General features: G+C 70.6%; 9 protein-coding genes and 1 pseudogene. 7 read left to right on the top strand and 3 right to left on the bottom strand.

The features are described from left to right. Positions 1–74 precede the first annotated feature (74 nt). The 6 genes from JHN45_RS47160 (at position 75) to JHN45_RS47135 (ending at position 9,540) form a co-directional block, all read left to right on the top strand. Entirely contained in the window at positions 75–1,772 is a 1,698-nt protein-coding gene (locus tag JHN45_RS47160; protein ID WP_201055564.1) for a phosphate ABC transporter substrate-binding protein PstS, read from the top strand. Beyond that, positions 1,769–4,417 carry a hypothetical protein gene (locus JHN45_RS47155; protein WP_201055563.1) on the top strand — a complete coding sequence of 883 codons (2,649 nt, stop codon included), beginning with the start codon at positions 1,769–1,771 and terminating at the stop codon, positions 4,415–4,417. The genes JHN45_RS47160 and JHN45_RS47155 overlap by 4 nt, the downstream gene beginning before the upstream one ends. A 153-nt stretch (positions 4,418–4,570) precedes the next feature. Further along, positions 4,571–6,565 carry an Ig-like domain repeat protein gene (locus tag JHN45_RS47150; protein WP_201055562.1) on the top strand — a complete coding sequence of 665 codons (1,995 nt, stop codon included), beginning with the start codon at positions 4,571–4,573 and terminating at the stop codon, positions 6,563–6,565. A gap of 88 nt (positions 6,566–6,653) precedes the next feature. Then, the gene (locus JHN45_RS47145) at positions 6,654–7,571 is read left to right on the top strand and encodes a sortase (RefSeq protein WP_200715425.1); all 918 of its coding nucleotides are present in this window, start codon (positions 6,654–6,656) and stop codon (positions 7,569–7,571) included. A gap of 16 nt (positions 7,572–7,587) precedes the next feature. Beyond that, positions 7,588–8,424, top strand: a complete 837-nt coding sequence (locus JHN45_RS47140) for a phosphate ABC transporter ATP-binding protein (RefSeq protein WP_236584867.1) — start codon at positions 7,588–7,590, stop codon at positions 8,422–8,424. Between the two features lie 231 nt (positions 8,425–8,655). After that, positions 8,656–9,540 (top strand): calcium-binding protein, encoded by an 885-nt coding sequence (locus JHN45_RS47135; RefSeq protein ID WP_236584866.1) that lies wholly within the window; start codon positions 8,656–8,658, stop codon positions 9,538–9,540. A gap of 25 nt (positions 9,541–9,565) precedes the next feature. Here JHN45_RS47135 and JHN45_RS47130 read toward each other — a convergent pair whose 3' ends face one another. Next, complete coding sequence (locus JHN45_RS47130) at positions 9,566–10,093, bottom strand: hypothetical protein (RefSeq protein ID WP_236584865.1); 528 nt, start codon at positions 10,091–10,093, stop codon at positions 9,566–9,568. A gap of 226 nt (positions 10,094–10,319) precedes the next feature. Between JHN45_RS47130 and JHN45_RS47125 the strand changes: the two genes are divergently transcribed. Beyond that, the gene (locus JHN45_RS47125; RefSeq protein WP_201055561.1) at positions 10,320–12,263 is read left to right on the top strand and encodes a YncE family protein; all 1,944 of its coding nucleotides are present in this window, start codon (positions 10,320–10,322) and stop codon (positions 12,261–12,263) included. An 18-nt stretch (positions 12,264–12,281) separates the two neighbouring features. Here the strand turns inward: JHN45_RS47125 and JHN45_RS47120 are convergent, their stop codons facing one another. Together JHN45_RS47120 and JHN45_RS47115 are read right to left on the bottom strand one after the other, a co-directional pair. After that, a complete protein-coding gene (locus JHN45_RS47120; RefSeq protein ID WP_201055560.1) occupies positions 12,282–13,448 on the bottom strand; it encodes a histidine kinase in 1,167 nt (388 codons plus the stop codon). A gap of 134 nt (positions 13,449–13,582) precedes the next feature. After that, positions 13,583–13,989 (bottom strand): annotated as a pseudogene (locus tag JHN45_RS47115) (TetR family transcriptional regulator); the annotation flags it as partial.

The raw sequence follows: 13,989 nt of genomic DNA, 5'->3' as shown, positions 1-13,989 counted from the left end.
ACCGTCACGGGTGGTGCGGGTGGGAACGAAAACCCCGCCACCCACCCGCCCGCGCCCGGAGAGACGACCACCTGATGCCCAGCCATCTCACCCTCCCCCGCCCCCTGCGGGCGCTCGGCGCCGTGTTCGCCGCCCTCGTCGCGCTCCTCGCGCTCCTCGCAGGGCCACTCGCCGGCCCCGCCGCCGCCGACAGCTACACCCCCATCTCCGGCGCCGGTTCCACCTGGGCGGAGAACGCCGTGGACGAATGGCGCCGCGCGGTCAACCAGTACGGCATGCGGATCAGTTACGCAGGCACCGGCTCCTCCGACGGACGGCGCCAATTCCTCAGCGGCACAGTCGACTTCGCGGTGTCGGACATCCCGTTCCAGACCCACCCCACCGACGGCAGCGCAGCGGAACGCCCCGGCTCGGGCTCGTACGCCTACATGCCGATCGTGGCCGGCGGCACGGTGTTCATGTACCACCTGACCGTCAACGGCAAGCGGGTCACCAACCTCCGCCTCTCCGGCGCCGTGGTCACCAAGATCTTCACAGGGGCGATCAAGACCTGGGACGACCCGGTGATCAAGGCCGACAACCCAGGCCTCGCGCTCCCCCACCGCACCATCGTCCCCGTCGTCCGCTCCGACGGCTCCGGCTCCACCGCCCAGTTCACGATGTGGATGGCGGCCCAGCACAAGTCCCTCTGGAACGCGTACTGCGCGAAGGTCGGCCGCTCCGGCGCCTGTGGCCAGACCTCCTACTACCCCACCGTCTCCGGCATGATCGCCCAGTCCGGCGACCTCGGCGTGGCCGGCTACATCGCCCAGAACTACGGCGAGGGCGCGATCGGTTACGTCAACTACTCCTACGCCCTCAACGCGCACTATCCGGTCGCCAAGGTCCTCAACCACGCGGGCTACTACACCGAGCCGACCCCGAAGAACGTCGCGGTCTCGCTGCTCAAGGCGGAGATCAACACGAACAAGAGCTCCGCTGACTACCTCACCCAGCAGCTCAACGGCGTCTACAACGACACCGACAAGCGCAACTACCCGCTCTCCAGCTACTCGTACATGATCCTGCCGCTGAAGGTGCAGGGCACGTTCACGAAGGACAAGGGCAAGACGCTGGGCGCCTTCTCCTACTACTTCATGTGCCAGGGCCAGCAACAGGCGCCGTCGCTCGGCTACTCACCCCTCCCGATCAACCTGGTGAAGGCGGGCTTCGACCAGATCAAGCGCATCCCGGGCGTGCGGGCGCAGAACATCAACATCAGGAACTGCAACAACCCGACCTTCACCACCGACGGCCACAACAAGCTGGCGGAGACCGCGCCCTACCCCTCGGCCTGTGACAAGCAGGGCGCGACGGCCTGCACGACGGGCAGCGGCGGCGCCAAGTCGTCGACCGGCAGCGGAAGTTCGGGCAGCACGACCACCTCCGGCGGCACCACGACGGGCGGCACAGGTACCAGCACGACCGGCGGCACCGGCGGCTCCGCACAACCCTCCGTCGACCCGGACACCGGCCAGGCCCTGACCTCAGGCGGAACCGGCACGGGTGCCGGCGGCACAGGCACCGGCACGGCGGCAGCCGCGGCAGCGGACGGCACGGTCGCCCTCGCCCAGCCGGTCGCGGTTTCGACGGAACACGGCTGGACCACCACCCAGACCCTGATGCTGCTGGCGGCCGTCCTGATCCTGGGCCTCCTGCTGCTGCCGTCGATCGCCTCCCGCCTGATCACGAGCCGCACCAACGACCGCAAGGACGAGGTGAGTTCACGATGACGAGCACACCCCAGGACCCGCACCCGCACCCGCACCCGCACCCGCCGAGGGCGAAGCCGAGGCTGTTGGTCCGCCTCGTCGCCGGCGCAGCCATCGGCGCCCTGGTCGGTCTCGCCGTAGGACAGTCCGCCCCGCCCGCCACAGCCGCGCCGGCGACCTCCGCCGTCACCGTCTCCGGCCGGGGCGAATTCAAGGACATGAAGTTCACCGTCGACCAGACCACCCACCTCACCAGCCAGGCGGTGACGGTGAGTTGGACCGGCGGTACCCCGACCGCCTTCGCGGGCACGCAGTTCAACACCGACTTCGTACAGATCATGCAGTGCTGGGGCGACGACGACGGCACGGTCCCCGCCAACCCCGGCCCGTCGCGCACCCAGTGCCAGTACGGCGCCTCGCCGACCACCGACCGGAGCAGCTGGCCGGGCAACGGCCAGGACGACACCCGGCAGATCTTCTACAGCGCCGACCCCACCAACTACGGCCAGGACAACCGGTACGGAGCCGCCAACCCGAACGCCCCCGGCGAGGTCCCCTTCAAGTCGGTGGACGGCACGACGATCACCACCAACACCCAGAACAACAAGTTCTTCAGCCGCAACACCACCAACGAGGTCGACTTCGCCCGCACCGGCGCCGACGGCACCGGCAAGGAGTTCTTCGAGATCCAGACGGCCAACGAGGCGCCCCACCTCGGCTGCGGCGTACCCGTCACCACCGACGGCGTGACCAAGCCCCGCTCCTGCTGGCTGGTGATCGTCCCGCAGGGGCATATGGACCTGGACGGCAAGCCGTACGCGGACCAGAGCCAGGTCAACGCCGGCTCCCCGGTCTCCTCCACCAACTGGCAGAACCGCATCGCGGTGAAACTGGACTTCAACAGCGTGGGCACCAACTGCCCCCTGGGCGCCGACGAACGCCCCACCACCGGCAGCGAGTTGGTGGCGGACGCGATGACCAGCTGGCAGGCCCGGCTCTGCTCGGCCGGCAAGGTGTACAGCTACACGGAGTTCGGCGAACCCGACACCCGGTCCCGGCTGATCGCGGACGGTTCGACGGGTCTCGCGTTCACCACCCGGAGACTCGGGGCCGACACGGGCACGACAGCGCCGTCGGACACGACGACGTACGCGCCGGTCGCCCTCTCCGGAGCCGTCATCGGATTCACGATCGAACGCAGATCCGCGTCCGGGGCACCGGCGTCCGAGGAGAGACTCGACGGCACCAAGGTCGAGTCCATCAAGCTGAACGCCCGCCTGGTCGCCAAGCTGCTCACCGAGTCGTACCGCAGCTCCACCTGGGGTTCGGTCATCAGCGGTACGGCGGTCAAGGGATACGGCTGGGCGCGGAAGAACCCGTCCGGGCTCGCCACCGACCCCGAATTCATCGCGCTGAACCCGGAGTTCGCCTATCTGTCGGTCGCCGAGACCCCGGCCACCGACACCGATCTGCTGACCTCGCTCGGCCACTCCGACTCCGCCCGCGCGATCTGGCGGTGGATCCTCGCCGACCAGGACGCCCGGCGGTTCCTCGCCGGTGTCCCCGACGACGACGGGATGCGGGTCAACCCGTACTACAGCACCAACGCGGACCTGAACCCGACCGGCACCGCCTTCGACCCGGCGAGCACCGACGACTACCCCAAGAGCGACCCGTGGTGCACGATCCCGCCGGGCTCGGGCGCGCCCGCGACGAACAAGCAGTGCATGATCGACTTCCACCCCTATGTGGAGGACATGCACGCAGGCGCCCTGCACGCCCGCCGTGCGGACACCCTGTGGAAGTCCGCCTGGGACCCGCTGTCCACCCCGCCGGCGTACAAGAACTCCGGCCCGCAGATCGTCGGTTCGCGCTTCGTCATCACCATCACGGACGCGGCCTCCGCCGCCCGCTACGGCCTGCAGACCGCCCAGCTGCAGAACAGCGCGGGCACGTACGTGGCCCCGACCGCGGCCGCCCTGACCGCGGCGGCCGCGACCGCCACGGGCTCGGGCGTCCCCGAGGTCACGCCCGCGAACGCCACGGCGAAGGGCGCGTATCCGCTGACCGAGCTGGTGTACGCGGCGGTACGGCCCGGCAAGGTGAGCAAGGCCGCCCGCCAGGACTACGCGGCACTGCTGCGGTACGCCTCCGGCGCGGGCCAGACGCAGGGGGCCGATCCGGGCAGGCTGCCGTACGGCTACGCGCCGCTCTCCACGAAGCTGCGCGTCCAGGCCGGCAAGGCGGCCGACGCGCTCGTCGCCTACACCGCTCCGAAGTCCACGGGTGGCTCCGCCGACGGGGGTGGCACGTCTGCCTCCGGCGGCGGTGCGGGTGGCTCCGCCGGGGGTGCCGGTGGGACTGCGGGCGGCGGCGGTACGGGTGCCGGTGGCGCGGGTGCCGGTGCGAGTGTCTCGCCCAGCGCGTCGGCGTCGTACGACGGAGGCCAGGCCGTTGCGACTACGGCGGCGGGGACGACGCCTGCCGACCCTGCGAGTCCGCTGCGCTATGCCGTGCCTGTTGGTGCGGCGCTTGGTGCGGTGGCCGGGGTTGGGGCGCCGTTGGCCGGCGGGGGGCGGTTGTCGATTGCCTCTGCACAGACGGTAGTTCGTCGGCTGCGGGCGCGTCGTGGCTGGTCGCGCCCACGCGGCGGAGCCGCAAATTAACACAGCCCCGCGCCCCTAAGAACTGCAGTCCCCGGAGACACAAGTGCTCCCCCAAGAACCGCCGTCCGCCCCGAAAGGCAGTCGGGGCGGACGGCTCGCACCACCCTCTCAGATTCACCCGACGTCACCTCGCACACCTTCTGGAGAACCGCAATGCGCAGAATGCGCCTCTCGGCGGCCATGGTCGCCGCCGCCGTGGTGTCCGGCACGCTGGCTCTGGCGAGCCCGGCGTCCGCCGACCCCACCCCCGCCGGCACCTTCCGCCAGCTTGTCGGCGTGGGGTCGGACACCACCCAGGACGTCACCAACGCCCTGGCCGGTGACACCGTCAACGGCACCAGCTACGCCACCACCGGCGTGAAGTCGGTGAACGGCGCGGGCATCGCGTCGTACGACGCGATCGAGCCGGGCACCGGCGCCCTCGGCACGAAGATCACCACCCGCTCCGGCGGCACGACCTTCCTGCGCCCGAACGGCTCCGGCGGCGGCCGCACCGCCCTGAGCGAGTCGCTCACCGGCGACCTGGACTCGTCCGGTGCCTCGGTCAAGGGCCAGGTCGACTTCGCCCGCTCCTCCGGCGGTCCGTCCAGCTCCGGCACCGCGTTCACCTACATCCCGATGGCGCGGGACGCGGTCGGCGTCGCGGTCAAGGGCTCGGCCCTGGACACCCTGACCGTGAAGCAGCTGCACGACATCTACATCGGTGCGCTGACCGTGGTGAACGGCCAGACCGTGCACCCGAAGATCCCGCAGCAGAACTCCGGCACCCGCAAGTTCTTCCTGAACGCGATCGGCGTGGCCGACCTCGACGTCGCCGCGAGCGTCACCGTCGTCCAGGAGAACCAGGCCAACTCGGCCCTCACCGAGGACGGCGCGCTCGTCCCGTTCTCCGTCGGTTCCTGGATCGCCCAGAACAACGGCGTCTCCCCCGACTACAGCAAGACGGCGGCGGCCGCCGGCGGTCACCTGGCCTCCGTGCAGCTGCCCGGCGACGACGGTGCCACCAGCCCGGTCACCACGGTGAACGGCAAGCTGGCCCCGGTCAACGCCTACTACGAGAACGCGACGTTCGGCCGTGACGTCTACAACGTCGTGCCGAGCCGGGCGATCGACCCGACCAGCATCTTCTACGACAAGGACCTGTACGACGTCTTCGTCACCAGCGGCAGCCACACCGCGCAGCTGGCGTCGGACGCCGCCGAGTCCGTCATCGCCAAGTTCGGCTTCGTCAACGAGTCCTACAACGGCTCCATCTCCCTCACCAAGCACGCCAAGCTCGGCGGCCTGGAGGAGTCCAGCTCCTTCGACCACTCGGTGCCGAACGCGCCCGCCCTGAAGTCCACGCTCGGCGACGCGAGCCTCAAGCTCGGCTGGACCCCGAGCAGCATCGTCCCGGCCATGCCGGTCACCGACTACCGGATCACGCTGACCGACGCGGACGGCGCCCTCGTCGCCACCAAGGACGTCCCGGCCTCCACCACGTCGTACTCCTTCACCGGTCTCGCGACCGGCACGTACACCGCCACGGTCACCGCCAACAACGTCAACGGCACGGGTGCCGCGGCCAGTTGGACCGGCGCCGTCAAGTACGCGAGCACCACCAAGGCGACCACCGCCACCACCGCGTACGGCACGACCCCGAAGGTCGCGGTCACCGTCACCGGCACGCACGGTGTCGTCCCCAGCGGCAAGGTCACCGTGAAGGACGGCTCGACGGTCGTCGGCACCGGCACGCTGAACAGCTCCGGCAAGGTCACCGTCAACGTGTCGAACCACCTCAAGGTCGCCACGCACAGCCTGACCGTCTCCTACGGCGGCGCCACCAAGCTCAACACCTCCTCGGCGACCGTCTCCCTGAAGGTCACCAAGGCGACCGCGGCGGTCTCCAGGACCTCGCCCGCCTCGATCGGCCACACGGCCCACGCGAAGGTCACCGTCAAGGTCACCGCGACCGGCACCACGCCGACCGGCACCGTCCGCATCTACGAGGGCAGCCGGGTCATCGCGACCGCCACGCTGAGCGGCGGCAAGGCGACGCTCACCCTGCCGACGCTGAGCCGGGGCACGCACACCCTGCACGCCTACTACGCGGGCTCGACGACGGTGAACACCAAGTCCGGCGCCAACTTCACCATCAAGTCCACCTGATCCACGACCAGTTGACCGTGCGGCCGGGGAGACCCCACCGTCTCCCCGGCGGCCCCTACGACGAAGACAGCGAAGGAGGCGGGCCGCCGTGACCGTCGCCACCCCCGTCAGGCTCGCTCCGGCCGTGCCGCGCACGCTCGTGCGAGGCGCGCGGAGCGTCACCGCCGTCCGCCACCTCGCGCGCGGCGGCCTGTTGAGTCTCGCCGCGCTGCTGCTCGGGATCACCGCGCAGCTGCTCGTGTTCAGCGGCGCCCAGGAACACTCCGCGCAGCACGCCTCGTTCGACGAGCTGCGGGGTCAACTCGCCCTGGGTACCGCCCCGGTGTCCCAGACCGACCAGCGGGGAAAGCTCCTCGCGCCCGGCACCCCGGTGGCCCTGATCCGCGTACCGTCCCTGGGTCTGAGCCAGGTCGTCCTGGAGGGCACCGACTCCACGGTGCTGACCGACGGCCCGGGCCACCGCCGTGACACCCCGCTGCCCGGACAGTCCGGCACCAGCGTGCTGATGGGCCGCGCGGCGGCCTACGGCGGCCCGTTCGGGCGGCTGGCCGAGCTGCGCGCGGGGGTCATGTTCACCGTGACCACCGGTCAGGGCACGGCGAGGTACCAGGTCGCCGACGTCCGCCGGGCCGGCGACCCGGCGCCCGCCGCCCTCGCCGCCGGCAAGGGCCGCCTGGTCCTGGTCACCGCCACCGGCCCGCACTTCATGCCCTCCGGTGTTCTGCGCGTGGACGCCGACCTTGTCTCGACCGCCTTCCAGACCCCGGCCGCGGTGATCCGCTCCGGCACCCTGCCGGACTCCGAGGAACCCCTCGCCCGTCCCGACGGCGTGCCGTGGCCCCTGGTGATGTGGCTCCAGGCGCTGCTGCTGGCCGCCGTGGCGGCCGTATGGGCCTGGCACCGCTGGGGCCGTCACCAGACGTGGATCGTCTTCGCCCCGCTCGTCGCGGTCCTGGGCCTCCAGGTCGCCACGCGCACCACCGAACTGCTGCCGAACCTGCTGTGAAGCGAGGGAACCCGACATGACCGTGACCGACACCGTGACCGACACCGCCGTCCTCCCCGTCGTCGACCCGACAGCCGCCCCCGCGACCCTCGAAGCCCGCGCCGTATCGGCCTGGTTCGGCACCCACCAGGTGCTCGGGCAGGTGTCGCTGACCATGCCCGCGGGCCAGGTCAGCGCGCTGATCGGCCCGTCCGGCTGCGGCAAGTCGACGTTCCTGCGCACCCTCAACCGGATGCACGAGCTGATCCCGTCGGCGGCCTTCGGCGGCGAGGTGCTCTTCGAGGGCGAGGACATCTACGACGCCTCGTGGCGGCTGACGGACGCCCGTCGCCGTATCGGCATGGTCTTCCAGAAGCCGAACCCGTTCCCCGCGATGTCGATCTACGACAACGTCGTGGCCGGTCTGCGCCTGACCGGGACGCGGGTGAACCGGCGCGAGAAGGACGAGCTGGTGGAGGAGTCGCTGACCCGGGCCGGGCTGTGGAAGGAGGTCCGCGACCGGCTCCGCCAGCCCGGCGGCGCGCTGTCCGGCGGCCAGCAGCAGCGGCTGTGCATCGCCCGCGCCCTCGCCGTACGCCCCCGGGTGCTGCTCATGGACGAGCCGTGCTCGGCGCTCGACCCGACCTCCACCCGCCGGGTCGAGGAGACGATCCACGAACTGGCCGGGCAGGTCACCGTGGTGATCGTCACCCACAACATGCAGCAGGCCGCCCGGGTCTCCCAGCAGTGCGCGTTCTTCCTCGCCGAACAGGGCACCCCCGGCGGGATCGTGGAGGCCGGCGCCACCGACGACGTCTTCGGCTCCCCGCAGGACCAGCGGACGGCGGACTACGTGGCGGGCCGCTTCGGCTGAGCGTTCCGCCGTGACACGACGGAACCGGCCCGTGCCGCATAGCGATGGTTGTCATTGATCCGCGGACGGTTTCATGAATTCGCGCTGAATCACGGCTGACGTTTCGCACCGGGACAACTCCCGTGCGAAAAGGCGCACAACCAAGCTCCGGAAGGGCGGGTCGTACGCGGTGTCGGAATTCGAATTCCTCGGAATCCGCCAACTCCCCTTACGTTCCACGGAGGTTGTGCGATGTCCACTCGTTCTGTCAGTCGCCTCATGGCCCTGGCCTTCGGCACTGCCCTGGCCGCCCCGCTGCTTCTCGCCGGGACCGCGGGCGCGGCCACCGCCCCGGCCACCGCCGCACTCGGCAACGGCGGCAACGAGGTCCTGTACACGGCCGCCGCCGGCCAGGCCAACAAGGCGGTCGTCACCGCGACGCACACGACCGGCACCGACAAGATCACCTACGTCATCGACGACGTCGTCACCATCAAGCCCGGCACCGGCTGCGCCTACCCCACCGCCGCGGACCACACCAAGGTCTCCTGCACGGTCACCACGTTCGACAGCCAGGACCCCTACCCCACCCTGCAGTTGACGCTCGGCGACGGCAACGACACCCTCACGTACCACAACAGGACGGCCCAGACGTACTACTTCGCCGCGACCGACCTGGGCGCAGGCAACGACAAGTACTCCGAGGACGGCGGCGTCGACGGCAACTACGTCTCGGGCGGCACCGGCAACGACACCCTCACCCTCGGCAAGTACTCGGTGGGCTGGGGCGAGAACGGCAACGACACCATCCACGCCGGCGCGATGACCATCGCCCAGGGCGGCAACGGCAACGACACGATCACCACCACGGGCAGCGCGGCCGACGGCGGCGCGGGCAACGACACGATCACCGGCGGCGCGGGCGGCCAGAGCCTGACCGGCGGCACCGGCAACGACAGGATCAGCGGCGGCGCCGGCAACGACTACCTCTACGGCGGCACGGGCAACGACGTCCTCTACGGCAACGCCGGCGCGGACACCCTCTACGGCAACTCCGGCAACGACACGCTGTGGGGCGGCACCGGCACGGACGTCCTGTCGGGCGGGCCGGGCCACAACTCCGTCCACCAGAACTGACGTACGCCGGCAGCGGAGGCCCGGCTCAGGGCGTGGTGTAGCTGACCACGGCCCTGGCCGGGAAGCGGAACGCGTCGTCGTACACCGTGGACTGCTCGACGGTGACGTCGACGCTCGTGCCGTCGGCAGCCGTGGAGCGGTACACCCAGGCGGGGGCGCGCAACGGCGAACCGCACAGCCCGGCCGGCAGCGCGATCTCGGGGTCGGCTTCCGCGTGCGTCCCGTACTTCTTGTCGAACAGTGCCTTCCCCTCCGGGAGGATGCCCGCGCGGTACAGGTAGTCCTTGGTCAGCCCGCTCGTGAACGTGACCTCGGCGCTGCCGTTCTGTGTGTAGTAGTGAACGTCGGACGCGCCGGTGGGGATCGTCGCGCCCCCGGCGGTGATCACCCCCGGCAGCTTCAGGTCGCTCCCGTCGCAGGCCCGCGGATCCCCGAACGGATGGAACAACTCGTCCCGGTACAACCAGGCACCACCGCCACCGACCGCCACGAGCACAAGCGCGCCGACCCCCAGCCACACCCACACCCGCCGCCGTCCGGCCGCCTCACTCATCAACGCCCCCTCGTCGTGGTGATCGCGAGCCTCCCAAACACCTCGCGTACACGACAACCCCATAACTCCTTTCCCACCTGTCACAGGCATGCCATACGCTGCGCATAGCAGCCGCGCCCCGCGCGTCACCGCGACTATCGTCCGCGGTCACGTCCGGGTGCTGCGCGGCGCTCTCAACTCCCGGTCTCCTGACCGGTTTTCCTTGTGGGGGGAACAACACGTGCGGATGCGCAGCATCTCCACCGCGACAGCGCTCGCGGTTCTTTTCGGCTCGGCGGCGCTCAGCGTCGTAGCGACGGGCACGGCCTCGGCGGCCACCGCCAACGTCGCCTCGCCCGGGGGCCTCGTCGTGGACGGCGCTCTCAACCGGGTGTTCGTGGGGGACCGTTCAGCGGGGCTGGTCGTGGCCGCCGACTACAACGGGGCCACCGTCGCGTCGACGAGCGGCATCAGCGGGGTCTCCGATCTGGCACTGTCCGCCGACGGCGCGACGCTGTACGCGGCGGCGCAGGGCAGTCACGAGATCGTGGCGCTCGACGCGGCGACGCTCGACGTCAAGGCACGTTACGCCGTCGCGACCGACAAGGGTCCGGGGCACGTCGCCTTCGCCGGCGGCAAGGTCTGGTTCAGCTACGGCGATCAGTGGGACGGCAACCTCGGGTCGGTCGACCCGGCGGTGGACCCGGCGAGCGGAACCGACCCGGTGACGCTCGCGCAGTTCCCGAAGGATCAGTGGCCCGGGCTCTGGAACCCGGCGCTGCTCGACGCCGACCCGGCCGCGCCCGGTCTGCTGGCCGCCGCGGACACCGGCAGTTCCTCGGACTCGCAGGCCGTCTTCGACGTGACCGGCGCCCAACCGACGCTGCTCGCCTGGCACTTCATGGACTACACGCTGAACAGCGGCATCGGGGACATCGACCTGGTCCCCGGCACCGCGCAGGTCCTGCTCAACGGCACCCAGCGGGACACGTACGCGAACGGCGACTTCACGGCGGCCGGCGCCTACCCCACGGGCCAGCGGGCCGACATCGCCGCCGACGGACTCGTCGCGCAGGTCAACGGCGCCACCATCTCGGTCTACCGGCCCGACACCGCCCTGCCGGTGCGCACCTACTCGACCGGCACGTCCCAGACCGCCGCTGTCGCGTGGGCCCCGGACTCCTCACGGATCTTCGCCCTGGTGGGGACGGAGGGCGCGTACAGCCTCAAGGCCCTCACCGACACGACGACGAACAACCCGTCCCTGACGGTGAACGCCCCGTCGAGCGCCGCCCGGGCCAAACAGCTGACGGTGACGGGCAAGCTGACCGCGACCGTCCCACTGCCGAGCGGAGTCCAACTCCAGGTCGCCCGCACCGACATGGAGACCCCGAACGGCAAGGCGCTGCCCGCCGTCACCGTGAAGGCGGACGGCACCTACTCCTTCACCGACACCCCGCCGGCCGGCGGCACCGTCACGTACAAGGTCTCGTACGCGGGCGACGGCACGCACTCACCGGTCAGCGCCTCGGACAAGGTCTCCGTGTCCCGCGCGGCCGCCAGCCTGAGCCTGAACAACAACGGCAAGCTGTACGCGTACGGCGCCGACGTGAAGTTCACCGCGCACCTCGGCAAGACCTACAAGAACCGCACGGTCGCGATCTACTCGGACCCCTTCGGCGCCGACAAGCCGAAGAAGCTGGTCAAGACCGGCAAGGTCAACTCCAGCGGCAACCTCACGGTGACCGTGGACATGACCCGCGACACCGCCGTCTCCGCGGTCTTCGCCGGTGACGCCCGCTACGCGGCCAAGACGGTGAAGGTCACGGCGTACGCCAAGGTCAAGGTCTCCACCGCGATCAGCAAGCACTACAAGACGGCGAAGATCGGCTCGACGTCGTACTACTGGTTCCACAAGAACTCGGCGCCGATCGTCACCACGACGATGACCTACTACGCCAACCGCAAGGAGCGGCTCGACCTGCAGGTCTACTACCAGGGCCACTGGTACGACTCCGACTCCGAGTACTTCGGCCTCGCCACGAACGGCAAGGTCGCGGTGAACCTCGGCGCCCCCGGTCAGTCCGGCATCAAGGCCCGCATCCGGGCCGCGTACATCAACGGTTCGTCCGGTGACAGCGTCAACTCGACGACGTACACCGGCTGGAAGTACCTCTACTTCTCCAACTGACCGTTCTTTGACCCCTGTTCACCAGGTGTAGGGCAGCTCCGCCGCGACGACCGTGGGTCCTCCGGCGGGGCTGCTCACATATGCGGTCCCGTCGAGGGCGGCGATCCGGCGGCGCAGTCCGAGCAGTCCGGTGCCGTCCGCCTCCTCGGCACCGCCCTTTCCCTCGTCTCGTACGCACACCGTCAGCCCGTGCGGCACCCGGGCGAGCCGGACCTCCGCGCGGTCCGAGCCGCTGTGCTTGGCCGCGTTGGTGAGCGCCTCGGCGACCAGGAAGTACGCGGCGGCCTCGACCGCGGCCGGGGCCCGCGGACCGGTCGCCAACTCCTGCACATCCAGGGCGACTTGAAGCCCACTGCCGGCGGCCAGCGCCTGTACGGCACCGGCGAGCCCGCGGTCGGTGAGGATCGGCGGGTGGATACCGCGCACGACGTGCCGCAACTCCGTCAGCGCCTCCTCCGCCTGGTCCTGCGCCTGCGCGAGCAGCCGCCGGGCGGCCTCCGGATCACCGCCGCCGTCCCGGTCGTAGGCCCGCTTGGCCAGTCCGATCCGCATCGACAGCGCCACCAGCCGCGCCTGAGTCCCGTCGTGCAAGTCCCTTTCTATACGCCGTAGTTCGGCCTCGTGCGCGGCGATCACTCCGGCCCGGGTCTCGGCGAGCTCCTCGACGCGCTCGGTGAGCAGCGCCTTCGGCGACGGCTTCAGCAGGGCCGTCGACCAGCGCGCGTCGAGATCCGCGAGCCGCCCGAGCAGCGGCAGGACCAGCGCCCGGCGCCGCAACAACCCGCACCACACACCGTCGACGGGCAGTCCTACGATCCACAGCGGGACGGCGAGCAGTCCGAGCAGCCCGTACGCGTACTGGGCGAACATCCACCGCAGGTCCCGGAACGTACCGGGATCGCGCACCGCCACGACGAACCGCTCCCGCAACGGCCTTCCGTCCAGCGGTCGGTACGCCTCCGCGATCTCCCGCCCGCTCCACTCGGCGACCTGCCGCCGCCTGGCGCCCGCGATCCGGCGCACCAGCAGCACCACCTCGGGCAGCATCCAGGCGCCGACCACGAACAACGTCCCCATGGTCGCGATCAGCAGCGCGGTGACGAAGAGATATGTCCCGAGGGTCATGGCCACACCTCTGGCCAGTTGAACCGTCGCCCGCGTCGCCTGCCGCACTGTCGTACCCATGCTCACCAGGCTGGCACCGGGTGGCGGTCGGCGCGGGAGAGCAGGGTGCCGGATGCATGGTGTAGCCAACTACACCGTCGGGTGTGCCAACGCCCGCCGCCCACCGTCCCGGCCGCTCGGGCCGCTCAGGCCGCTCAGGCCGGGAACATCGTGTCCAGGCCGGTCATGAGCTGACCGTATGCGCGCTCCGCCTCGGCGACGGCGTCGTCGTAGGCCTCGTCGGCGGTACGGCCCGCGGCCATCGTCCGCCAGTTCGCCATGCCGAGTTCCTGCTGGACGACGATCAGGTGGGTGGCGGCGAGGCGTCTGGTGAGTGGGGTGGGGTCGGCGGTGTTGAGGTCGGGGTGGGCCAGGGCTTCGGTGAGGGCGTCGATCTCCTGGCTGCGGTAGCGCTGCACCAGGCCGGTCTGGAGGCTCGGGGTGCCGTAGAGCAGGTCCATGAAACTGAGCACGTCGGGGTGGTCGTTCAGGCCCGTGATCGGGTCGCGGGCGGCGAGGCGGTCCAGGAAGTGGGCGCGCAGGGCGGCCGTGGGGGTCAGGG

Source organism: Streptomyces sp. MBT53 (assembly GCF_016654115.1).
GTDB lineage: Bacteria > Actinomycetota > Actinomycetes > Streptomycetales > Streptomycetaceae > Streptomyces.
Note: the sequence above shows the minus strand (reverse complement) of the source record. Positions and strands in the feature narration are given on the sequence as shown.